The organism is Psychrobacillus sp. FSL K6-1415 (assembly GCF_038003185.1).
GTDB classification, from domain to species: Bacteria; Bacillota; Bacilli; order Bacillales_A; family Planococcaceae; genus Psychrobacillus; species Psychrobacillus psychrodurans.
Genome location: NZ_JBBOOQ010000001.1, coordinates 2,411,459 through 2,436,564 on the forward strand (window position 1 = coordinate 2,411,459; position 25,106 = coordinate 2,436,564).

A 25,106-nucleotide genomic window follows, 5' to 3' on the forward strand; every position below is an offset into this window, starting at 1 on the left:
TGCTTGCGCTATTTACGCACACGGCTCCTCCAAATCATCCTTCACAAAATGGTGATTCTGCTATCCTCAATAGTTTAGTTTACATTTATTATTTCTACCGCTGTGTGTAGTAAATGTGTCCCTAGTGAGAGTGATCATTTGGTAGCAGCCTTTCCTCCATCAGCATTACCCAACTTCATTGGTACTACGCTGCTATCCGACTCCCTAAACGGCATTTGGTTTCCTTGCTTATTATCACTTGTACACCATACTCTTCAATTAAGAAGAGACCGGTAGGGTCTCCCGAGTTGCCGTATCATATCCATGTGTGACGTGCCAAGGTCTCTGACCCCAGAGAGGTTTTATCCTTCTTGCCTTTACCGAAGAATAAAATGTAGTTTTCTGCCGCAGGTAAGGCATCAACCCTCTCGATTTACTAACATTATGGGGCTCAATCCCTTCAACCATTTGGCTTTCGGCCCGCCACCTAACTGTCTACGCTTAAAGGCTACTGTTACCATTAGCCCTCCAAGACTCGCTACGAGTGAATGGCTAGTTCTTTCTCGACGGGAATCCCACCCGCTATATGATACGACCTAGGCTCGGCCGCACACCTGCCGCGTTAGTTCAATAAGAAAAAAGGCTTTACTCCTTCTTGAAGTAAAGCACCCGTCAGTTTAAGTACAAACCTTCACAATATCTATAAAGTAATAATACACCTGTTGAGTTTGTTACTCTTTTTCCTTTTTTGACAGTATATATAGCCATACAAATATTACTGCAATGATTGAAGTGATAATAGAATATCTAAAAATATGAAAGAAAAACTCTGAATAAGGCGTTACAACATATGAAGTCATCCCCTCAAAATCAGTTGTGCTTTCTTCTCTTTTCATAAAGACTACTAATAAGAAGAAAGATAAAACCAATGAATATATCCCTGTTTTTACTAAGATTTTTTCCATTTAAAATCCCCCTAAAATGTAACGTTCTTAGCTCAATAGAGGAAGCTGAACAAAAACATTTGAGTTATTATTTATTTTACCATATTCATCCTAATATACCTTATTCAACTAAACTGCGGCTTTAGTTTAAATAAGAAAAAAGGCTTTACTCCTTCTTGAAGTAAAGCACCCGTTCGTAATATAAGGTTAGCCAGATTTTTCTGGTTGACCTTATTCTATTTGGTCTTATTATAACGGTAGTCGGGGTAGAACGTCGCACCCGTGGGACTAGATCCCGTCAGCTAAACTGTTCACCCCCTACTTGTATAAGCATGTTTCAGGCTGGTTGGGACAATGATCCCGTTTAACAAGCGAACCTATGACATTACAAGAAGCCTTAGGGGATACCGACTAATTTTATATTACTAGGAGGAGATTTACGTATGAACCCAGTTGTGGGTCTTGATGTAGCTAAAGGAGAGAGTCAGGTTCAAGCATTTTTAGATAAAGGCAAACCCTATAGAAAGAGCTTTAGTATTCAACATAACTTGGAAGGATTGAAGGGATTTCTTGATTTTCTTCAAGAAATAGAAAAAGCGGCTGGCGGTTATCTACCTTCGGTCGTATTAGAATCAACTGGACACTACCATACTCCAGTTATCCAGTTTTTAGAGGATCAAAACTATGTTTATATAGTGATCAATCCCCTTATTTCCCATAGAGCCAAAAGCTCTAGTTTACGTAAGGTAAAAACGGATGCGATCGATGCTTATCATCTTTGTGAACTTTATTATAAAGAAGAATTAGAACCATATAAAAAGAGAGGAATACAACTATTAAACCTTCGTAATTTAACAAGACAACAAGAAAGTATTGCGGAAATGGCAGCTAAAACCAAGTTACAACTACATTCCTTAATAGATCAGGTATTCCCTGAATTTAGAGGTGTATTTGGAAGTTTATACTCTAAGGTATCATTACTTACCTTACTCGCATTTCCAACATCCGAAAGCGTATTAAGTGTCGATGAAAAAGAATTGACCGAGAAGATATCTTCCCTCTGTAACAGTCGTTCAGAGAAATGGGCAAATGAAAGAGCACAGAAATTAAGAGAGGCCGCTCTTCGAAACCCGTTTCAACATAACCAGTACCAAAGCCATATTTTTAATCTGGAGATGTTAATAAATATTGTTCTGCAATATCAAGAGCATCTATCAAAGCTAGCAAATGAAATAGATTCAATCGCAAAAGAGATAGAAGAATATAAAATACTCCAATCTATCCCCGGAATCGGAGAAAAAATCGCTGCAACGATTATTTCGGAGATTGGAGAGATAGATCGGTTTGACGCCGCCAAAAAACTCGTTGCATTTGCAGGAGTCGATCCTAGTGTTTATTCTTCGGGTAAATTTACTGCATCCATTAACAGAATTACCAAACGGGGTTCCGGTAGACTACGTCACGCCCTGTATATGGCTATTCAAAGTGGTATTCGAGACGCCCGAAAAAAGAAGACAACGGATGAAATCATACCTCGAAATAAAAGACTGAGAGAGTTTTACGACAAGAAACGAGAAGAAGGAAAACCCTTTAGGGTAGCCATTATTGCCTGTGTAAATAAGCTCTTACACTGGATTTACGCCTTACTAAAAAACAGAACAACTTTCCAGGATATAGCTTAGAAACTGGATTTATGTTAATACACCAAAACCTTCCAAAAGTGATTTTGAGGAAGGTTATTTGGCGTGTATTTTTTTAGTATATCATGAGGTTATTAATCTTTTTAGTGAAAAATATTGACAAACTATTAGCTGGTTTAGTTGAAGAAGGAGTAAAGCTTTATTCAAAGAATTCCCCTTATGATGAAGAATTCTGCTTTTTATTACTAAATATATATTTTAATAAAGATACTAACAATCTAATTAATAAAATGTAAATAAAGCTTTGGCAAAAACTTAGACATAAAACAAATACATATCGTCCAAAATCTTCAGCTTCAGTTACACCAGAGTATTGCAATTGCCAATCAAAAAAAATATTATAGTAACTCACGACTATATAAATCGGAATTAATAAGACCCAATATATCTTTGGCATACTGACAATATGACCTTAACTAACATTACTTCACACTCATTTCTATTTTCCCTAGATACTAAAATAATTCCCCACATAACAACTACTTCTACACCTTTGAAAAAATCCCTTCTTATTGAACTAAACTGCTTAGTTCAATAAGAAAAAGGCTTTACCCCTTCTTGAAATAGTCGAGTAGAAGGGAACCTCTCTACCTTACGGTAGATTGTGTTCCACCCCCCTCACAGAACCGTGCTTGCGCTATTTACGCACACGGCTCCTCCAAATCATCCTTCACAAAATGGTGATTCTGCTATCCTCAATAGTTTAGTTTACATTTATTATTTCTACCGCTGTGTGTAGTAAATGTGTCCCTAGTGAGAGTGATCATTTGGTAGCAGCCTTTCCTCCATCGGCATTACCCAACTTCATTGGTACTACGCTGCTATCCGACTCCCTACACGGCATTTGGTTTCCTCGCTTATTATCGCTTGTACACCATACTCTTCTATAAGAAGAAAAGACCGGTAGGGCCTCCCGAGTTGCCGTATCATATCGATGTGTGACGTGCCAAGGTCTCTGACTCCAGAGAGGTTTTATCCTTCTTGCCTTTAACGATGGATAAAATATAGCTTTCTGCCGTGCTTAAAACATCAGCCCTCTCGATTTACTAACATTATGGAGCTCAATCCCTTCAACCAGTTGGCTTTCGGCCCGCCACCTAACTGTCTACGCTTAAAGGCTACTGTTACCATTAGCCCTCCAAGACTCGCTACGAGTGAATGGCTAGTTCTTTCTCGACGGGAATCCCACCCGCTATATGATACGACCTAGGCTCGGCCGCACACCTGCTTCGTTAGTTCAATATGAAAATGCTTTACTCCATCTTGAAGTAAAGCACCCGTTAGCCATCCATGTAGCGCAAAATCAGCGCTACACCACAGAGAATGAAAATGTGAAAAACGGGTATAGGATACTACGGCTCGCGAAGAAGGTCCATCAACTATGGTGCCATTGAGCCCATCCGTTAGTCTGACTCCGACGACCACGGTGCATCACAGACTGTCGCACTCTATACGAGTAGCACTCATGGGAGATTAATCCTACTCTGGTTATTGCACCAGCCTGCCTTTATTCTTACAAGAATGGAGTTGATTCTTGATTTACCTTGCAACTCAATATAACCACTCTAAAGGCTCAGCCTTTTTTTAAAAAAGCTATTTCTGAGTCTCTTTTGTTATGTATTTTTATTGATTTTGAGCATTTTTTAATTTTCGTGGGAGTTGAAGAAGAAAAATAGGCGCTTATTCCACAATCGCGCCCGATTGTCATAAAATAATGGATGCACTTCATTAAATTCACATGGAGTTACATCTAGAATGACACTTCCATCCTCCTTGCAAGCTCAGGCTAGTAGTTTTAAATGGCGATTACTCATTTTTGTTCTATGTATGTCCTCTCTAGTTAAGTGCTCAATTCAACTTATTTTTATATCTTTTATTTAATTATGTGTTTGTTTCTAAAAACACTATTTGCCAGCAGTAATATTTTACAAGCACTGTCAAATCCTTAATAAGGTATCCAAGCATTTTTTCTTTTTATATTTAAAATAATTCCCTATTTACCTCATTGGATTCACTTTTCCTATGCCCTTCCACTTACATAGAATATTTAGTCTCGATAAACGTGCACTTCTTTTATTACAGCATTTTCCGCAGACGTCGTATATCTTTCATTGGGGACAGGCCAAATTTACGGCTGTATTCCCGGCTGAAATGAGATGGACTTTCATAACCTACCTGAAACGCTGCCTCAGCCGCTTCCAGGTTTTCCGTTAAAAGCAATCGGCGTGCTTCCTGCAACCGAAGCTGTTTCTGAAACTGGATTGGGCTCATACCCGTGACTTCCTTGAAATGGCTGTAGAAGGATGAAAGGCTCATTCTGGCTTCTTTAGCCAATCTGTTTACCATTAAGGGCTGTGCAAATTCACGGTTTAACACCCCGATTACCTTTGCAATACGTTGGGCCTGACTCCCTACAAGTGCAGAATGCTTCAAGGAATCATTCTGGTCATTCTGTAGAATCCTGTAGATGATTTCACGTTTTATACCATCGGCAAGGATTGGTATATCCTGTGGAGTCTCCAGTAACCTAGTAAGCCGTAATACCGCTTCAAGAAGCGAATCATTTATTAGGCTGATTACCAGACCTCGTCCCGGAGAGTCATTAGAAATTACTTGTTTCGATGACTGAACGACTTCGAAAATCTGATTCATATCAAGCTGTATATTAACGCATAAATAAGGGTTTTTAGGCGAGGCCTTTATGATCTGTCCCGTAATCGGCAAATGAACGGAAGCTGTCAGATAACTTGCAGAATCGTACTGATAGCTTTCTTCCCCAAGCATGACTAATTTTGATCCCTGGGCCACAACACATAGGGAAGGTTCATAAACAGAGGAAACGGGTTCAGAAATCTGTGTGGTACGAACAAATCTCAATCCTGATATAGATGTGTCATGCGTCCCATCCACCGCTACATTTCTCTCGATCAACTCCACTAATTCCTTAATTCGATCCATGAACCATTCCTCTCCTTTCCAGTTACATATATGGTTCTCTTGCTCATTATACTATAATTTATTGGAGTATTAGGCAACAATTGTATATTTTCCGACTACCCCCTCTTTGGTTCAAAAGTTCATAATTAGTTTATGGTTAGACACTTCAATTAGATTGTATGGATTTGATCAAGTTTCTGTTACGTTCTTTGGATCACTTTCTGCCAAGATTTGAGTGCCCCTCCATCTTTTAAATATGAGAGGAGAATATAAATGAAAAAAGAACTTATAAAAAATTCTCATCCCTATGTGGGGATGTGGGTGACCGCGGACGGCTATATTCGGCACGAGCTGCTTCCAAACGACCGTTACGATGAAGCCCGCGGCAACCGCGAAAGCGCATATCAAGGCAGCTATATCATCAAAGACAATCATATCGAATATGTCGATGATACAGGCTTTACTGCCAATGGTGATTTTATCAATGGGGTTCTTTACCATGCAGGTATGGTGCTATATCTGGAAGAAGGGAGCAAGGAATAATGTCCGAACTTAATGGAAAAGTTGTTGTGATTACAGGGGCAAGCAGCGGAATTGGTGAAACAACAGCCCGACTGCTCGCAAGCCTTGGAGCTCATGTTGTGATCGGGGCAAGACGTGTGGAGAGACTAGAGTCATTGGCATCTGACATTCAAGGGGATGGCGGTTCTGTACTCATTCAACAGCTCGACGTGACAGAACTAGAACAGATGCAGGCAATTATAGGTGCAGCCCAAAGTAGTTTTGGAAGAGTTGACGCTATTATTAACAATGCAGGGGTGATGCCCCTCTCTTCGCTGGACGCACTAAAAATTGAGGAATGGAACCGGATGATTGATGTCAACATACGCGGTGTCCTCCATGGCATTGCCACAGGTCTTCCGGTCATGAAGAAACAAGGTTTTGGACATTTCATCAACATCGCATCCACCGGTGCCTACGAAGTGACCCCGACAGCAGCTGTCTACTGTGCGACCAAATATGCCGTACGTGCAATAACAGATGGATTGCGGCAAGAGACTGTAGGTCTAGGGATACGTGTGACCCTTGTATCGCCAGGAGTAACGGAATCAGAACTAGCTGAGAGCATTACTGACAACCAGGCTAGAGAATTCATGAAGGAATACCGACGGAACGCTCTGCCAACTAAGGCTATTGCCCGTGCGATCGTCTATGCACTTGAACAGCCTGTTCATGTGGATGTAAGTGAACTGGTCATTAAACCTTCAATGTAAATGAAACAAAGAGATATTAGGAATGCAAATAGAAAATTTAGCTTTCTGAGGATTCATCGTTTTTCTGACTCCATTTCATCACAGAGAATAATTGTATGTAGTAAAATACCCTCAAATCCTTACATTACATGGACTTGAGGGTATTCCTTTTCCTAATTATACTTCTTTTAAAGTACATTCATTCATCACTTTAGGTTAGTTACTCCAAAATATGATCCGATTGTTGAACACAAGTTCATTTTATAGGAAAACGTTTAAAGTTTAAATAAACTAACTCCAACCAAGCAATCGCTTCACAAGGTTTGAAAGTGTATGAACACATTTGGTTAATTATACACATCTAGAACCAGTAAGCTTGGTTTTGGGAGTTTTTTAATCATTGAAAGATAACTTTCGAAAAGTATGTTATTCAACTAAACTGCAGCATTAGTTCAATCAGAAAAGTGAACTGTATTATCAGCCCTACATTTTACTAAAGCACCCGTTAGCCATCCATGTAGCGCAAAATCAGCGCTACACCACAGAGAATGAAAATGTGAAAACCTGGGTATAGGATACTACGGCTGGGAGAGGAAGGTCGATGAACTATGGTGCCATAGAGCCCATCCGTTAGTCTGACTCCAACGACCACGGTGCATCACAGACTGTCGCTCCCTTACGGGAAGCACTCATGGGAGATTAATCCTACTCTGGTTATTGCACCAGCCTCCAATACTATTTGCCGTAGAAAGGATGATTACAATGGAAGTAATCATTGAACGTGCTTGTGGAATGGATGTCCATAAGGATTCCATTACTGCTTGTATTATTACCCCAAAAGGAAAGGAGATTCAAACGTTTTCCACTAAAACTGTATTTCTATTACAGTTAATTGACTGGATTAAGGAGCATGATTGTACTCACGTAGCAATGGAAAGTACAGGTGTATTTTGGAAGCCTATTGTTAACTTGCTTGAAGCCGAGAGCATTGAGTTTTTAGTAGTGAACGCTCAACATATGAAAGCAGTACCAGGTCGCAAGACCGATGTAAAGGATGCAGAATGGATTGCCAAACTTCTTCGTCATGGTCTACTTAAAGCAAGTTTTATTCCAGACCGAAATCAGCGGGAATTGCGAGAGTTAGTTCGTTACCGTCGAAGTATTATTGAAGAGCGTGCGAGACAACATAATCGGATTCAAAAGGTTTTAGAAGGAGCGAATATCAAACTCGGTTCCGTTGTCTCCGACATCATGGGTGTTTCGTCGCTTGATATGCTTCGTGCTATCGCCGATGGCGAAAATGATCCTAAGAAATTAGCCAGCTTTGCCCGCCGATCAATGAAGAAGAAAAAGAGTGAACTAGAACTAGCTCTTCGAGGGTATATCAATCCACATCAACGTCTCATGTTGAAAACCATTCTGGTCCATATAGAATTTCTAACTGAGCAGATTGAGCTATTAAACGAAGAGGTGGCTACTAGGTTATCATCCCATCAAGAAGATATAGAACGATTGGATTCCATTCCTGGCATCGCCACTCGAATGGCTGAACAAATCTTAGCCGAAGTCGGTACAGATGTGGAGAAGCAATTTCCCAGTTCAGCGCACTTATGTTCCTGGGCAGGAATAGTACCTGGACATAATGAAAGTGCGGGCAAGAGGAAATCAACCAACATGAAAAAAGGAAACAAGTACTTGAAATCGGCATTAATTGAAGCGGCTCATTCTGTTAGAGGATCCAAAACCTACTTGGGAGCCCTGTATAGGCGTACTGCATCAAGAAAGGGTAAAAAGCGTGCAGGGATATCAGTCGCTCATGCCATTTTAAGAATCTGCTATTATCTCCTAACACGCAAAGAAATGTACGTAGACTTAGGGGAAGATTACTTTGACAAACAAAAAGAACAATCGATTGTACGATATTCTGTTCGAAGACTTGAAAACTTAGGTTACAACGTTACAATCACTGAACCAAATGCCTCCTAGTCCAACCCATAATTTAATTCTCATTTAGGCGCTGCACTTTTTAAAAAATTATTGAGCTGCGTCCGATTTCGTATTGCCTTTTTCTATAAATCGAAGATTTTAATTTTCATGGGAGTTGAACAAGAATAATTACTATTCTCCGTATTTCCCATTCCTAATAGCTTTTCTATATTTATCATCGTCTTCTTCAATAGCTATTGCATCATCCGTACTAATTCCTTCTATTGAGTAATATTTAGTCCCTTTTTTGTATTCATTCGAAAAGTTTCCAGAGTGCGTTCCTTCCCTATCCGAATACTTTGTTACTTCACCAATCTCTTCATTTATTTCATCTACATACTCATCGCTTATTTGATAAATATAGCCATCCCAAACGAAAATTGAGGGTTTTGTTTGAAGAAAAACACTGCTAATTGTACCTATAATAATGTCTTACAAATAATTACATTACATAGATAATTTATTTAATGGTTAAATCCTTAATCGTTATATAAAGTCGTCTCGCGGAATTCATTATATCAGCTCTGATATTTTCAATTTCATTTAAATTAGAAATCTTTATTTGAAGTTCTGCTAATCCTTTTAAATTACTGATATTTATATTCTCTTTTTCTATACCAAAATCTTGAATAAGCTTATTTGTAAAATTTTTTATTTTGCCGTTACCTTTCTTTCCAACATAAAATATAATCTTAATCTTATAACTTCTAATGGAAATTAAATACTGATTCAAGGCCCAAATATAATCATCTTTTTCGTTATCATAATGGCTTGGATCTAAAAAATGTTTGGCTTGACCACAATATTGACAAATAGCTATATACCTAACATACATCCTATTTACACCCGGTTGTTCAACATTCACAAAAACTTCATAGGGAATAAACACATCACGTGAACAAAAACTACAAATAACAGGCTCATCAAAAATCGTGATACGACTTTTTTGGGGGCGTAGGGGTTCATCCATCCCGCTCATTCTTTTGTCACTTCCGTGTATTCAATAATAGATACATGTTTTTGTAACATATGATCAAATCGGTTTTTTTCTTGAAACATTCGGATTTCACCACATGACTTGCAACAAAATGATTGCAATGTGAGCTGGTCTGTTACCGTTTCACCTAAAGAATATAAATCCGTATAAACTTCACGATGCAAAAATTCATCTTGCTGACAAAAAAAACAAACGAGCTGCTTGTCACGAATTTTTATTTGATATGTCCCTCTTCTTCTAACCATTCCATCACTCCTTATCATTAACACTGCCTAATTTTACGTTTGAAATAGATAGAGGTTCCAAATATAAATAATTTACCCATTTAAAAAGACTCCATCTTAGCTTCTTCAACTAAACTGCCCCTTTAGTTCAATAAGAAAAAAGTGCTTTACTCCTTCTTGAAGTAAAGCACCCGTTAGCCATCCATGTAGCGCAAAATCAGCGCTACACCACAGAGAATGAAAATGTGAAAACCTGGGTATAGGATACTACGGCTGGGAGAGGAAGGTCGATGAACTATGGTGCCATAGAGCCCATCCGTTAGTCTGACTCCAACGACCACGGTGCATCACAGACTGTCGCTCCCTTACGGGAAGCACTCATGGGAGATTAATCCTACTCTGGTTATTGCACCAGCCTCCAATACTATTTGCCGTAGAAAGGATGATTACAATGGAAGTAATCATTGAACGTGCTTGTGGAATGGATGTCCATAAGGATTCCATTACTGCTTGTATTATTACCCCAAAAGGAAAGGAGATTCAAACGTTTTCCACTAAAACTGTATTTCTATTACAGTTAATTGACTGGATTAAGGAGCATGATTGTACTCACGTAGCAATGGAAAGTACAGGTGTATTTTGGAAGCCTATTGTTAACTTGCTTGAAGCCGAGAGCATTGAGTTTTTAGTAGTGAACGCTCAACATATGAAAGCAGTACCAGGTCGCAAGACCGATGTAAAGGATGCAGAATGGATTGCCAAACTTCTTCGTCATGGTCTACTTAAAGCAAGTTTTATTCCAGACCGAAATCAGCGGGAATTGCGAGAGTTAGTTCGTTACCGTCGAAGTATTATTGAAGAGCGTGCGAGACAACATAATCGGATTCAAAAGGTTTTAGAAGGAGCGAATATCAAACTCGGTTCCGTTGTCTCCGACATCATGGGTGTTTCGTCGCTTGATATGCTTCGTGCTATCGCCGATGGCGAAAATGATCCTAAGAAATTAGCCAGCTTTGCCCGCCGATCAATGAAGAAGAAAAAGAGTGAACTAGAACTAGCTCTTCGAGGGTATATCAATCCACATCAACGTCTCATGTTGAAAACCATTCTGGTCCATATAGAATTTCTAACTGAGCAGATTGAGCTATTAAACGAAGAGGTGGCTACTAGGTTATCATCCCATCAAGAAGATATAGAACGATTGGATTCCATTCCTGGCATCGCCACTCGAATGGCTGAACAAATCTTAGCCGAAGTCGGTACAGATGTGGAGAAGCAATTTCCCAGTTCAGCGCACTTATGTTCCTGGGCAGGAATAGTACCTGGACATAATGAAAGTGCGGGCAAGAGGAAATCAACCAACATGAAAAAAGGAAACAAGTACTTGAAATCGGCATTAATTGAAGCGGCTCATTCTGTTAGAGGATCCAAAACCTACTTGGGAGCCCTGTATAGGCGTACTGCATCAAGAAAGGGTAAAAAGCGTGCAGGGATATCAGTCGCTCATGCCATTTTAAGAATCTGCTATTATCTCCTAACACGCAAAGAAATGTACGTAGACTTAGGGGAAGATTACTTTGACAAACAAAAAGAACAATCGATTGTACGATATTCTGTTCGAAGACTTGAAAACTTAGGTTACAACGTTACAATCACTGAACCAAATGCCTCCTAGTCCAACCCATAATTTAATTCTCATTTAGGCGCTGCACTTTTTAAAAAATTATTGAGCTGCGTCCGATTTCGTATTGCCTTTTTCTATAAATCGAAGATTTTAATTTTCATGGGAGCTTAATAAGAGCAGAGACCTACTTCTTCACCAATCGCGTCCGTTTGAGCAAGTACATCCTATTGTATTGGCTTATTTAACTTTGCAATCAGTCAATTTCAATGTCATTTGAAAGGGAATATTCCCATGTTCAAAATTAACAAAGTCACTTGCTATGTCTTTGACAAAAGCCTGCCCCTCCATAGAATATCCACTTTGCTGTATTCGTGTCATTGCCTTTAGAGCATCAGCAATAATATGATCTTCTCCTGAATTAAAATAAATCCCTACATATCGCCCTTTTTCTTTCTTGAAGTTAGCCTTTTTGGCATTATCCATATGTTTATACTTCATGATTTCTATTTTCTCATCTGGATAGTCTTTGATACCCAACATAATGCCAAAATGATACCCATCAAATAGATAATTAGATATTATTTCTTCTTGTGGAGAAGGATTGTCGACGTACAGCCATTCTTCATTAAAATCTTTAATATAGACCTGATTGATACCGATTTGATCATAATGTTCTAACTCCAGAATTTTTAGATCCATTGTATTCTTTACTGCTACTAATTCGTTGGCTTTTTCCTCAATTATCTGCTTTTGTCGATTCAGAGTTGCTATGCCTTCCGAAATATCATTCACATACAATTGCTGTTTTATTTCTGCTAAAGAGAACCCCACACTCTGTAAAGCTTTGATTTTACTTAATTGATCGATTTGGTCAAGCGTATAGTAACGATAGCCGTTAGCCTCGACGATTGCAGGTTTCAGTAAATTTATTTGATCATAGTAAAATAACGTTTTTTTGTTAAGGTTACATATTCGTGCGATTTCGCCTGAAGATAATTTTTGTTTTTTCATATTTCTCCTTGAGTATCCCGTAGGTGGATACTTTACTTTTATACTATCAGTAAAAGGAGGAGGAAAACAAGATGGGGATATAAGGATAAATACAATTTTCTTGTTCTGTTGCTGTACCAACACTTTCCTAAGTAAAACAAAAGGAGACTTTTAATGAAATTCCCAAAAAACACTTTACTCGCTTCCACTCCTCAGTCCAAGAAAATAATAGTCTTAACTTGTACCATCCTCGCTTTTGCAGTGATGAATGGTACCATGTTCAATGTCGCAATACCAGATATATCAGACTCATTCAATTTAACTCCGTCACAAGTCAGCTGGGTCATTACTAGTTTCACCACAATTTTTGCTATAGGAACACTGATTTATGGTAAACTGTCTGATTTCTTTCCAATTCGAAGTCTCTATACGATTGGATTAAGCTTGTTTTCATTAGGATCTTTAGTTGGCTTTTTATCTCCAAATTACGAAACGCTCATTGTCGGACGAGTTCTTCAAGCAATGGGAGCCGCCTCGGTGCCCCCCCTCTCTTTTCTCGTCCCGATTCGATTTTTTCAAAATGAAAAAGGAAAAATGTTTGGATACCTGGCCTCGACGATTGCTTTTTCTTCGGGAATTGGTCCTATTGTCGGCGGTACTATCGGTAGTATACTGGATTGGCGCTATATTTTCCTCATTTCCGTAGCCAGTGCCTTCTCCATTCCCTTCTTTAGGAAATGGTTTCCTCATGAAGCCAAGCAGAATGGAAAAATTGATTTTATCGGGGCTACACTATTGGGGGTATTGGTTACCAGCCTATTATTCATGATCACGAACGTCAGTTGGTTAGCCTTCCTATTTTTCACCCTCTTTTTTATACTTTTAATTTGGCGGATAAACTCCATTTCATATCCCTTTATTGATCCAGGTATACTGAAGATGAGAAAGTACACGGTTACGATGGTGACAAGTTTTCTAGGTAACTTAATAGTGTTTGGATTGATTTTCTTGCTGCCTATTATGTTAAGGGAACTTTATGGGTTGACCATGCTGGAAATTGGATTCATTCTTTTCCCTGGCGCAATAGCCTCTGGGCTTATTGGACAAAGGATTGGAAGAATAATCTCCACTCGGGGAGGACAGTCCATCATTAGATACGGACTGTTGTTCATTTCCTGTGGCGCTCTATTTATCTCGACATTTGCCGGCTCAAACACGGCACTGATCACACTAGGATTATTGATCGCCTACCTTGGTTTCCCGTTTATTCAGAGCGGCACCGCTGATTTAATTAGCTCGAATTTGTCTGAGAAACAAAATGGAGTAGGCATGGGTCTTTTCAATCTGTTGAATTTTTTTGCAGGAGCTTTAAGTAGTGCCTTGTTTGGGAAGTTACTTGAAAATGAAAACGGCTCATTACGACTTAATCCTTTTTCCCTTATAGGGGAGAATTTAATTTTCAGCAATATATATATGTCATTTACAATAATAGGGGTACTAACTTTGACCTTTTTTTCTTTAAGTTATAAGTCTAAGAAATCTTAATAATCCAATACATACAGAAAGGAAGATTAGATGTCCAAAATATCACATGTATATATACGTCCGCTCACCCTCTCAGATGCTGCCGAATTACTAAATTTAGAAATGAGAAATCGAGCTTTTTTTGAAAAATACTCCATTACTCATCCAGAAAATTACTGGACTTTAGAAACTCAAAAAGAATTAATCAAAAAATGGGAACAAAATACAAAAAAAGATATAGAATATCGATTTGGCATTTTTAAAATAAATGGTGATATTCTTATAGGTACCATCGGCTTATTTCAAGTTTTCCGTGGACCTCGTGAAAGTGCCCTTTTAGGCTATTCCTTAGATCAGGAACATAATGGAAAAGGTTACACTACTGAAGCAGCGAATTTGGTTGTTAATCACGCTTTCGAAATTCTTAACTTACACCGAATTGAAGCTGGAGTGATGCCAGATAATGTTGGTTCCATTCGAGTATTAGAAAAAGTTGGTTTCCATAAAGAAGGAATAGCTAAAAAGAATGTTAAAATTAGTGCCTCATGGGAAGATCATCAGATGTTAGCGATAATAAATCCGAATGACTTACCTTCTATTCATAATAATCATTAGACAATCTTTATATCCACTCATTTCAATTATGAGTGGATTTCTTATTTTTATATGATGTGTTCGGTTCATATGCGAGATAAAAAATCTCCTTCTCTTATTAAACTAAACTGCCCCTTTAGTTCAATAAGAAAAAGTGCTTTACCCTTCTTGAAGTAAACCAGCTAATAGGATGTCAATATCTTTCTTTAAAATTACTATTAATCTTATGTTATACTATTTTGTGCATGACAAATAGCCCTCCAAAAACCTTATGGAAGGTTTTTACTTAATCACTTGTAACCAGTAATTACGCTATATCCTGGAAAGATTCTTTTCTATTTAATAAAGCATAAACCCAATGAAGCAGTTTGTTTATGCAGGCTACTATTGCCACTTTGGAAGGCTTTCCTTCTGATTTCTTCTTGTCATAGAATTCTTTCAGCTTTTTGTTTCTTGAGCTTCTGATACCGCACAATACGGCAAGATACAAAGCATGGCGCAATCTACTCGAACCTCGTTTAGTAATCCGATTGGTTGTGGCGGTGAACTTTCCTGATGAGTGAACACTGGGATCCACTCCCGCAAAGGCAACCAGTTTTTTCGGATGACTAAACCGATCGATTTCACCAACTTCGGAGATAATCGTTGCAGCGATTTTTTCTCCGATCCCTGGAATTGATTGAACAATCTCGTAATCTTCTAATTCATTTGCCAAGGTCACTATACGAATTTCCAACTCGGAAAGATGTTCTTGGTACTGAAAAAGCATTTCAATATACATTTGAAGATTGATCAAATGACTGTGATACACGACTTTTTGAAATGGATTTCGAGATGCGGAATCCATTAATTTTTTGGCCTTATCCAATGCCCATAGACTAGACCGTCTTGGACAAAACTCCATCACACATTCCGCTAACTTACTTTCTCCAGCCGCTAGTATATCTTCTGAAGTAGGATATTTCTTTAACATCATTAAAGAAACCTTCGAATAAAGATCTCCAAAAACCTTGCGGTATTCAGGAAACACTTGATCTAAAATAGTGTGAAACTGCAGTTTCGCTTCTACATACATATTCGTCACAATCTCTTGTTGTCTGGAAAGATTTCTAAGGTTTAATAATTGGATTCCTCTGTTTTTATGAGGTTCAAAATCTTCTTTGTAATAAAGCACACACAACTGATACGCATCAATCGCGTCTGTTTTTACCTTTCTTAAACTAGATCTCTTCGCCTGATAAGAAATGATCGGGTTAAGCAAAATATATAAAACTTCATGGTCCTCCAAGTATTGAATAACAGGAGAATGATAATGACCTGTAGATTCTAAAATGACCATAGGCATTTGCCCAGTCATCCCTTCAATCTCCTTTAAAAAGCCTATAAAACGGTCTAACTCCTCTTTTGTATGCTTCATAGAATAACTCTTTCCAAACGGCTTCGATTTATCTAAAAACGCCTGAACTTGGCTCTCTCCTTTAGCCACATCCAGACCAACTACTGGGTTCATTTAGCTTCCTCCTCTGACTTCTCTCACCAGTACCCCTATTCCTCCATGTAGTATCATAGCTTCGCTTGTTATACGAGATCTATGTCCCAACCAGCCTCAAACATGTTTCTACAAGTAGGGGGTGGACAGTTTAGTTCACGGGATCATTGTCCCACGCACCCGTACGTCCTACCCTGGCTACTGATATATTAAATCCTATAAAAATAAGGTCAACCAGTAAAATAAACTGTACCCTTTGTAAAGGACATTTTGAAAAAGGTTAGGCAACTTGTTGAAGCTGCTGTCTGTATTTTGCAGGCGGCAGCTTTTTTAAATTCCATTGGCCTCTATAATAATTGTAATATATCATATAACACTTCACTTCTTGTTTTACTTCTTCTAATGTTTCGCATTCTTTTATATTTGTTTCATCTTTAAAATGCCCAAAGAATGATTCTTGTGGAGCATTGTCCCAACAGTTTCCACGGCGTGACATTGACTGTCCAAGATTCATCTTTTTCACTAATTTTTGATAGGTCGGATTTGTGTAATGAAATCCCTGATCCGAATGAATAAAGGCATCATTTCGAATATGTGAATGACGACGTCTTAATTGGTGAAGTGTATCTAATGCGATGTCTAATGTAATTTTATCTGAGACTTCATACGCTAAAATTTCATTCGTCTCTGCGTCTTTAATCGTGGATAAATAAGCACGCTTTCCGCTTCTGTAGTTTAAATATGTGATATCCGTTAATAACACTTTTCCAGCCAACCCTTGTTTAAAGTTGCGCTGCAATTCGTTCGGGCATGTGCGATGTTCTTTTGTTGCTTTCGCCATGCGGCGATAGGGATTCGCTTTTCGAATTGGACAAACAATCTCAAATTTCTTCATAATGCGGCGAATACGTTTTAAGTTATATGTAATCTGGTACTGGTTTTGGAGTGTCATTTTAATTTGGCGTGCTCCTTTTTTGCGTCCTCGGAAATGATACGCCTTTAAAATGATGTTTTTCACCACCTCGTCCGAACCGCCTTTAATTGCACGTTTTTGAATGGATTTTTCATCAAAGTAATTGTAGAAACCTGATCGAGATACATCCATTACCTCGCAAAGATAACTTACCATACGCTTTAACTCATACTTTTTAATAATCTGGTTAATGAGTTCGAATTTTAATTCTGGCGCAATTTTTATTTCTTCTTCACCATCTGCCTTTCGAGTAAATCGAGCTTTTTTAGGAGTTCGTTCTCTGCCTCAAGTAATCGAGTCTTCGCTTCTAATCGTGCATACTTTTCCTCGAGACTTAGTTCTCGTTCAAGTGGGCGACCAGAACTATATTTCCGAGAATCTTCTAACCCAGTAATTCCTTGGTTTTGGTATGCTGTTTTCCATCGAGCTGCCGCTTTATGAATGCGTGTCATCCCCATCATTTCGATATCAAATCCTGCATCTTCAAAAATTTCACGCGGAAACTTCCCAAATTCATTTTCAGTAATAAATAATCGTTTAAATTCATCTGTGTACGTAATCGCTTTATTGCTTACAGCTTTTACATATGGATTCTTTTTTAGTTCTTTTTGTTGGTTAGGTGTTAAATAATTTTTAGTCATAATTTATCGCTCCGAATACTGTTTTTTTCATTATAAACAAAAATACCCTATAAGATGACCTTTTTTAAAGTGTCTATCTTATAGGGTACAGTTTAAAAACTGGTTAACCTTATAATACGAAGCACCCGTTAGTTGAGTATGAAGTTTTAGAAAGTATGTTAATCCTGATTCTCCCCTCCAATAAACTAAACATCGTCTGTGAATTCATTCCATTCTAATCTAATGTAATCTCATTCGCTTTAAGTTTAATACTACAAAATTGTTAGATTCACCAATCCGTACCATTCATCTCATATATTAGGTGGCTATCCAATGGATTTTGATTTATTTTTAATAATTCCATCACAGCTAATGCACTAAATTGATCTTCTCAGCCAACTCTGCTTCACAATAACTTCGTAGAGTTTACTTTTAGAATAAAGAAAGTTTGGCGATAGTAGTAGCATGATAATATTACCCTACTGGAGGATATCAAATGACAAAGATCACCATTTCACAGCTCTTCACTATCATCCTGTTAGGTACTGGTTTAAGCAATCATGTAATCGTTACTCCTATATTAATTAACGCTTCAGGTCGTGATGCATGGATCAGCGTTATTATTGGTTATGCATTTATCCTTGTCTTTTCACTGTTATTGCTCTACGTAACAAGGCACTTCCAATCGGTATCTCTATTTGAATGGTTATCATCCAAGTATTCTCAATCGCTAAGTCGGATTATAGCTATTTTTATAGTAGTTTACCTCCTAATAACAGGTTGGATTACCTTAAAAGAAACAGTTATGTGGACTGAAGAAACATTTTTGTTCAATACACCTACTATTTTTATAGCTCTGTTTTTGTTAGCTTGCTCCCTCTACATTTCATATGAAAAACTAAATGTCATTGCCATTTGTGCAGGTGTCTTACTTCCATTGGTTTTAATATTTGGCATATTTGTAGCAATTGGCACTATTCCTGATAAAAATTACCATCTTGTTACCCCGGTACTTGTGGAGAATGGATGGCAAGAGGTATTTCATGGTGCATTCATTGTCTTTAGTTCAATAATCGAAATTTTTTTAATAATAATTCTACAGCACCAAGTTACACAAAAATTGAAATTCAAACATTTTATTGTTCTTATTACATTTTTGGCCATATTGACGGTTGGACCACTGCTTGGCACAATTGCAATATTTGGTGTAGAAGAAGCATCAAAACTTAGATATCCCTCCTTTTTTCAATGGAGAATCTTGGGGATTGGAACATATTTTAATCATCTAGATTTTCTATCGATTTATCAATGGACATCTGGTAATTTTATTCATTTAGCAATTATTTTGTATTTAATTACAGAAGTCTTTGACATTAAAAAGAAAAAGCAGCGCGTTAATATACAAGTATTTATTTGTATCATTTATCTACTGGTCATTATAGCTCCTATATCAAATGAGGATTTTTTAATCTTTTTAAGTCGTTATTATTATATTATCTCCAGTGTAATTGGGGTGTTTATTACTCTCTTTATTGCATTATTAATTAAATTTTCCAAGAACAGGAGGAGTACCCAGGTTGAATAATGAACAAACAGATGAAGAATATTTAACGAGTCTCTTCAATAATTCGTCGGATATAACCATCGAGAAGCAATATCTATTTAGTTCTAAAGAGAAGCAAGCTATGCTAGTTATATACTGCAATGGTTTAATTGATAATAATGTTTTATTAGAAAATATCCTCCCAGATATTCAAAATAAGTACTATAACAATGGTCTTAAAGGGATTGCATACTTAAATTCTTCAAAGCAAATGCATTGGTCTAAAAAGGAAGAGAAGGTTGGTTTAACTCTGCTAGAAAAAGTATTTAATGGATTTACAGCAATTGTAATAGCGGAAACCATCTATTTCTTTAATACATCCAATCCACCAAAGCGTTCTCCAGAAGAATCCAATTCAGAAGTATCCGTACGAGGACCGAGGGATGCATTTGTCGAAGACATAGGTACAAACATTGCATTAGTTCGGAAACGAATTAAATCGAATTCCCTTGTTACGACTACCTTTGTTATAGGTGAAAGAAGTCAAACGCAAGTAAAACTAGTCTATCTGGTGGATATACAAAATAAAAAAATGATTAAAGAAGTTACTGAGCGATTGAATAATATTGATATCGATTTCTTAAATGGTGACAATCAATTATTAGGGATTCTTGGTGACAACAATTATTCACTTTTTCCTTTGTTAAAAGCAACATCTCGTCCTGATGGTGTTGTCAGTAGTTTAGCTGTAGGAAGATTTGCTATTTTTATGGATAATTCTCCGAATGTGCTTTTAGGTCCAGCTAATCTCGGATTATTACTTAAAACTGCTGAGGATGAACATACTCCTTATTACTATGGAACCTTTGAATTGATTCTTAGATTGTTTGGACTTATAATAGCTCTTTTTCTTCCATCTTTCTGGGTGGCTTTATCATCTTTTAATGCAGATCAAATTCCATTTCCATTACTAGCTTCAGTAGCTTCATCTAGACTAGGTATCCCGTTTAATGCAACCTTTGAAATGCTATTAATGCTCATATTATTTGAACTGTTTCGTGAAGCGGGTGTTCGACTGCCTAAAGCAGTTGGACAAACTGTTGCGGTTGTTGGTGGGCTGATCGTGGGTAATGCTGCAATTCAAGCTGGAATCACTTCTCCAACCATGTTGGTAATCTCTTCGCTTACGGCAGTTGCAACTTTTACCCTTGGGAACCAGGCGTTATATGGAACTGTTTCCATTTTGAGATTTTCTTCTATACTTCTTTCATCAGTCTTTGGAATGTTTGGGTTTTTCATAAGCCTTTATGCTGTTCTTGGTTATCTCGCTAAACTCGAATCATTTGGCTTGCCTTATTTAAGTCCAGTATCTCCGTTTGTGAAAAGAGATTTCTTTAAATCAGTTCTTAAGCGGCCTGTAGTAAAACAGAATGAACGTGCATCAATACTTAACCCTATTGATAAGGACAGACAGGGGGAAGGAAAAAATTGAAACAATCAAAAATTTTAATAATATGCTTCATCTTATTATTCCAAACAGGATGTTGGGATGAGAAAGAAATTGGTGAAGTAGATTATATTACTACATTAGGAATTGACTATAAAGATGAAAACTATATTATTTATGTACAAATGCTTGATTTTTCTAATGTAGCTAAGCAAGAAGTCAGTAAAGTCTCACAACCCGCTCCTTTATACATCGGTAAATCATCAGGTAAAAATATAAATGATGCTGTCTATAATTTATATCTAACAACACAACAACAGGTGAACTGGTCACATGTAGGAGCAATTATCTATTCAGAGTCCGTTTTAAAAAAAGGAATAGAGAACGTGGAACAATCCTTAATAAAACACGGTGATTTTCGTTATACTCCATGGATGTTTGGAACAACGGAATCCATCGAAGAAATACTTAGTACTACAGGTTTCTTTCAATTGCCTCCATTATATACGATTTTGTATAAACCAACCGATATGTATAAAATGTATTCATATATTGAACCGATGCGTATGCATAGGTTTATCTCTGTTTATAAAGAACCAGGGGGAACTGCCTTGCTACCTTCTCTAACTATTAATGAAACAGACTGGAAGCAATCGGTTGAAGAACCAGAAACGAAAAAAGTATTACAAATAAATGGTGCGTTTCCAGTTAGCCATGGAACATATAAGGAGTGGTTATCTTATGAGGAGATTGCTGGTCTCAGATGGACACAAACTCAAACTCAAAGCACACCGGTTGATATTGTCATAGGGGATGAAATAAAAGGTACAGTAAGAATAATGAAACCATCTGCAAAAATTGATTTGGTTAGAAAAGGAAATGATTTTCACTTTAATATAAATGTTGAAGCTGAAGGTACTTTAATAGATTCGGAAGACCAATTATCTCTAAAAGAAATTCAAGAGTTAGTATCAAAACAGATAGAAAAAGAAATTAGAACAACCTATCTAAAAGGTATTGATAAAGATGCAGATGTCTATAATCTGAAAAATATACTTTTTCATGATAGGATAAAACCCGAAAAATTAAAAGACTATCCATTAACTGCAGATTCCTTAAGCAAAATTACTGTCAACTTCATTTTGAAGAGCAAGGGGGCATATGAATAAAAATGGATGCTAAGAAACACCGAATGTATTTAAAATATATAATAAAGTTAAAAAAACCACTTCTAATTGGGGTCCTGCCGACAAAACGCAGATATTATACGATAAGGAACTTTTCAGAAGGTAAAACCCTGATTTTTCTACGCTAAGCAGAAAAATCAGGGTTTTATTTATGTTCTGAGTGGACGTAGGGAATGAAAGGTCGAAATCTCAGGTTTAAATGAATATTCACCTAGAAAGTTTATGTGTTTCCATCCTAATGGTGATATGTGTGGAAGCAATTTCTCTTGATATTTTCCTGTAGTTTTAAAATGTTCAATTGCTTGTGATAGATACACGGTATTCCAAATACTAATAGCATTAATAATGAGGTTTAAGGCGCTGGCACGCTGCAACTGATCTTGTAGTGCTCTTTCTCTAAGTTCCCCATGTTTCCCAAAGAAAATAGCTCGTGCCAAGGCATTCATGGCTTCACCTTTATTTAATCCACGTTGGATTCTCCGACGTAATGTTTCGCTAGAAATGTAGTCTAATATAAACAAAGTTTTATCAATACGTCCCATCTCTCTTAGTGTAGTAGCAAGGCTATTTTGACGAGAATAAGAACCTAATTTCCCCATAATGAGAGAGGCAGATACCGTTCCTTTACGAATGGAATGTGCCAACCTTAATACATCATCATAATTTTCCTGAATGATCTTGGTGTTAATTCTTCCACGTAGCAACTTCTCCATTTCTGGATATTGGTCGGGCTTTTCAAATGAGTAAAGTTTTGAATCTGCAAGGTCTCGTAATCTTGGGGCAAACCGAAACCCTAACAAATTAGTTAGTCCGAATACTTGATCTGTATAACCGGCTGTGTCTGTATAATGTTCTTTAATATGCAAGTCGGTTTCATGATGCAATAAACCATCTATAACATGAACAGCGTCTCTTGCGTTTGTATTAATCACTTTCGTATAGAAGCTAGAAAATTGGTCACTAACAAAGCGATAAATGGTTGCTCCTTTTCCCGTTCCATAATGTGGATTTGCATCAGCGTGTAAGGATGAAACTCCTACTTGAACACGCATTCCATCTGAAGAAGAAGATGTACCATCTCCCCAGTACGACGACAAGCTTAACTGATGCTGAAAATTCACCATAATGGCTTGTGCTTTATTCATGGCATCTTCATATAAACGCCACTGTGAGGCTGTGGACATTTGCCGGTATGAAACTCCTTGTGTCGCTTCTGCCATCTTAGTAAGACCGATATTTGTTCCCATAGCCATAATCGCTGCCATGATCGCTGGCTTTTCTTCTTCTTTTGGAGGATGCAGTGTAGAAGCATGAAGAAACTGCTTGTCGAATCCCGTCCAACTTGCTACTTCCATAAGCAAATCTGTCAGCTTCACACGAGGTATCAGTTGATATAGAGATAAACTATATTCTCGTGCTTTTTCTGGAACGTTTTTCTCCAAACGATGGACATGCAGCCGTCCATCCTCAAAATTAACCCCATCTAATTCTGTGATATTCGCTTTAATCCATTCAAGCCGATTATGTAATACATCCATTTTTCCTTTTAAGTATTCATCAACAGAAGGTGGTGCGGTAAGTTCATTAAGCTGCTTGTTTTGCTCCCATGTTTCTTTTGTCACTAAATAATTATCAAAATCTTGATGCTGACGACTTCCTTTAATAGAAACGTTACCTGAGCGTACAAGATTTCTTAACTCGGTAAGAACAGACATCTCATAGTATTGGCGATTTATATTCCCGTCATCATCATAAACGTGCTTTTGCCAGCGATTCGAGATAAAGTCCAAAGGAGCACCTTCTGGAACCTTTCGTTTATTATTTCTGTTCATCTCTTTAATGGTCTCAATAGCTTGAAGCAATGGCTCTCCTGATTTTGTAGAAGTGAATTCCAAGGCTTCTAACAATGTTGGGGTATATTTACGTAAGTAGTTAAAGCGAAATTTTAGTAAGTCTAAGTAATCGTAATCCATTGGGCGTGACAATTGCTTCGCCTCTTCTATTGAGTTTACGAAGTCCTCCCAAGGCATAATAGCTTCTAATGCTTCAAATGGGTCCTTCCCTTGTTCTTTTGCTTGAATCAATGCTGATCCCAAATCTGCAAAGTGAATAGCCTTTTCATTAACTGATTTACCATTTAACCTCTGAATCTCTTCTTGAGCTTTACGTCCCTTTGATAACAATAAGCTGATTTGCCGATCATGTATCTCAAAGGCATGATCAGTAAGGTTTTGGCTAAGTTGTAGGAGATGTAAAATTAAAAGTGTAAATTTCTTATTCTCTTTAAATCTACGGAATGAACGGGGTTCATATTTGGAACCCAATCGTGCTAACTGTAAGACCCTATTTGGATGAATTTCTTTAATATCCACATTAAGTTGCAAAGTTCGTATGACTTGAAGACGTTTTATAACCTTTAAGAAGGCATCTGGAGAAGATTGACCGGGAACTTCTCGTAACCAAGCAAGGGGTGTCTTTGAATAGGTGGAACTTACATCAAGTAAGTGATCTAACTTTGGTTTTTGAGATTCATTTAATGTAGAGCTGATAGATTTAAAAATTCGTTCTTCTGCCCGTTGACGAGCCTCCCATACAATTCTTTCTATTGTTGTCATAGCTGGCAAAATTACTTTTTGTCTTCGCAATTCCTTAATTGTTGAGCGAATCAAGTAATCTGTATTCCCGTTCCCAAGAGCGTGTTGAAGAGTATATTGTGCAATTATTCGATACATCCCAAAGGATAAATTTTGGTAGCCATAATGCTGTCGAAGTTCCTCTAGGTGTTCATTTCGAGTTGCTACCCGTTTTGCATACTGTGTATATTCTTGTGGGGAGACATCAATTTGTTTCGCAATATAATCGAGTATTTGGTTGGGAATGTCTTTAATCTGAAATAAAGTCCAACCCGGATACCGAAGAACTGCAAGTTGTAAGGCAATCCCTAAGCGATTATGGTCTCTTCGATGCTTATTAATAAATGCAAGATCTTCTGTGGTAAAAGTATAGTGCATTTCCATATCATGCTCAGTCATATCATCAGGAATAGACATAAACATATTTCGCTGATCAAGGGTTAATAGTTCTTTCCCTCTCAT

General features: G+C 37.6%; 18 protein-coding genes. 10 read left to right on the forward strand and 8 right to left on the reverse strand.

Annotated elements, in window-relative coordinates; all coding sequences use genetic code 11:
* Positions 1–710 precede the first annotated feature (710 nt).
* Positions 711–944 carry a hypothetical protein gene (locus MKY60_RS11390; protein WP_340929936.1) on the reverse strand — a complete coding sequence of 78 codons (234 nt, stop codon included), beginning with the start codon at positions 942–944 and terminating at the stop codon, positions 711–713.
* Between the two features lie 422 nt (positions 945–1,366).
* Here MKY60_RS11390 and MKY60_RS11395 point away from each other — a divergent pair, with 422 nt between their 5' ends.
* Positions 1,367–2,605, forward strand: coding sequence for an IS110 family transposase (locus MKY60_RS11395; protein ID WP_340929938.1), 1,239 nt, complete (start codon positions 1,367–1,369; stop codon positions 2,603–2,605).
* Between the two features lie 2,094 nt (positions 2,606–4,699).
* Here the strand turns inward: MKY60_RS11395 and MKY60_RS11400 are convergent.
* Complete coding sequence (locus tag MKY60_RS11400) at positions 4,700–5,581, reverse strand: AraC family transcriptional regulator (RefSeq protein WP_340879862.1); 882 nt, start codon at positions 5,579–5,581, stop codon at positions 4,700–4,702.
* A 252-nt stretch (positions 5,582–5,833) separates the two neighbouring features.
* Between MKY60_RS11400 and MKY60_RS11405 the strand changes: the two genes are divergently transcribed.
* From MKY60_RS11405 to MKY60_RS11415, 3 genes are all read left to right on the forward strand, one after another.
* On the forward strand, positions 5,834–6,103 hold the full coding sequence (locus MKY60_RS11405; protein ID WP_340879863.1) for an Atu4866 domain-containing protein: 270 nt from the start codon (positions 5,834–5,836) through the stop codon (positions 6,101–6,103).
* Positions 6,103–6,834 carry an SDR family oxidoreductase gene (locus MKY60_RS11410; protein ID WP_241600671.1) on the forward strand — a complete coding sequence of 244 codons (732 nt, stop codon included), beginning with the start codon at positions 6,103–6,105 and terminating at the stop codon, positions 6,832–6,834. Before MKY60_RS11405 ends, MKY60_RS11410 begins: the two co-directional genes overlap by 1 nt.
* Positions 6,835–7,575: 741 nt before the next feature.
* Positions 7,576–8,799: an IS110 family transposase gene (locus MKY60_RS11415; protein WP_340879725.1), complete on the forward strand. Its 1,224-nt coding sequence runs from the start codon at positions 7,576–7,578 to the stop codon at positions 8,797–8,799.
* Positions 8,800–9,259: 460 nt separating this feature from the next.
* Here MKY60_RS11415 and MKY60_RS11420 read toward each other — a convergent pair whose 3' ends face one another.
* Both MKY60_RS11420 and MKY60_RS11425 read right to left on the reverse strand, forming a co-directional pair.
* Entirely contained in the window at positions 9,260–9,778 is a 519-nt protein-coding gene (locus tag MKY60_RS11420; RefSeq protein ID WP_241600709.1) for a hypothetical protein, read from the reverse strand.
* Positions 9,775–10,041 carry a hypothetical protein gene (locus MKY60_RS11425; RefSeq protein ID WP_241600708.1) on the reverse strand — a complete coding sequence of 89 codons (267 nt, stop codon included), beginning with the start codon at positions 10,039–10,041 and terminating at the stop codon, positions 9,775–9,777. Before MKY60_RS11425 ends, MKY60_RS11420 begins: the two co-directional genes overlap by 4 nt.
* Positions 10,042–10,471: 430 nt before the next feature.
* On the opposite strand from MKY60_RS11425, the gene MKY60_RS11430 reads away from it, so the two are divergent.
* Complete coding sequence (locus MKY60_RS11430; protein WP_340879725.1) at positions 10,472–11,695, forward strand: IS110 family transposase; 1,224 nt, start codon at positions 10,472–10,474, stop codon at positions 11,693–11,695.
* Between the two features lie 186 nt (positions 11,696–11,881).
* On the opposite strand, the gene MKY60_RS11435 is transcribed toward MKY60_RS11430, so the two are convergent.
* On the reverse strand, positions 11,882–12,655 hold the full coding sequence (locus MKY60_RS11435) for a MerR family transcriptional regulator (RefSeq protein WP_340929940.1): 774 nt from the start codon (positions 12,653–12,655) through the stop codon (positions 11,882–11,884).
* Positions 12,656–12,808: 153 nt separating this feature from the next.
* On the opposite strand from MKY60_RS11435, the gene MKY60_RS11440 reads away from it, so the two are divergent.
* Positions 12,809–14,179 (forward strand): MFS transporter, encoded by a 1,371-nt coding sequence (locus tag MKY60_RS11440; protein ID WP_340879865.1) that lies wholly within the window; start codon positions 12,809–12,811, stop codon positions 14,177–14,179.
* A gap of 30 nt (positions 14,180–14,209) precedes the next feature.
* Positions 14,210–14,773, forward strand: a complete 564-nt coding sequence (locus tag MKY60_RS11445; RefSeq protein ID WP_340879866.1) for a GNAT family N-acetyltransferase — start codon at positions 14,210–14,212, stop codon at positions 14,771–14,773.
* A gap of 286 nt (positions 14,774–15,059) precedes the next feature.
* Here MKY60_RS11445 and MKY60_RS11450 read toward each other — a convergent pair whose 3' ends face one another.
* Both MKY60_RS11450 and MKY60_RS11455 read right to left on the reverse strand, forming a co-directional pair.
* Positions 15,060–16,262, reverse strand: coding sequence for an IS110 family transposase (locus tag MKY60_RS11450; protein WP_340879856.1), 1,203 nt, complete (start codon positions 16,260–16,262; stop codon positions 15,060–15,062).
* A gap of 259 nt (positions 16,263–16,521) precedes the next feature.
* Positions 16,522–17,855, reverse strand: a protein-coding gene (locus MKY60_RS11455) for an IS3 family transposase (RefSeq protein WP_340928296.1) whose coding sequence is annotated in 2 segments (ribosomal slippage) — positions 16,522–17,468 and positions 17,468–17,855 — 1,335 coding nt in all. Because the reading frame shifts where the segments join, the coding sequence is not laid out codon by codon here.
* Between the two features lie 475 nt (positions 17,856–18,330).
* Between MKY60_RS11455 and MKY60_RS11460 the strand changes: the two genes are divergently transcribed.
* Genes MKY60_RS11460 through MKY60_RS11470 form a run of 3 tightly spaced genes read left to right on the forward strand, consistent with a single transcriptional unit; the run spans position 18,331 to position 21,993 of the window.
* Positions 18,331–19,419, forward strand: a complete 1,089-nt coding sequence (locus MKY60_RS11460) for an endospore germination permease (RefSeq protein ID WP_340879867.1) — start codon at positions 18,331–18,333, stop codon at positions 19,417–19,419.
* Positions 19,412–20,869, forward strand: a complete 1,458-nt coding sequence (locus tag MKY60_RS11465) for a spore germination protein (protein ID WP_340879868.1) — start codon at positions 19,412–19,414, stop codon at positions 20,867–20,869. Before MKY60_RS11460 ends, MKY60_RS11465 begins: the two co-directional genes overlap by 8 nt.
* A complete protein-coding gene (locus tag MKY60_RS11470) occupies positions 20,866–21,993 on the forward strand; it encodes a Ger(x)C family spore germination protein (protein ID WP_340879869.1) in 1,128 nt (375 codons plus the stop codon). Before MKY60_RS11465 ends, MKY60_RS11470 begins: the two co-directional genes overlap by 4 nt.
* 167 nt (positions 21,994–22,160) lie before the next feature.
* On the opposite strand, the gene MKY60_RS11475 is transcribed toward MKY60_RS11470, so the two are convergent.
* A complete protein-coding gene (locus tag MKY60_RS11475) occupies positions 22,161–25,106 on the reverse strand; it encodes a Tn3 family transposase (RefSeq protein WP_340929942.1) in 2,946 nt (981 codons plus the stop codon).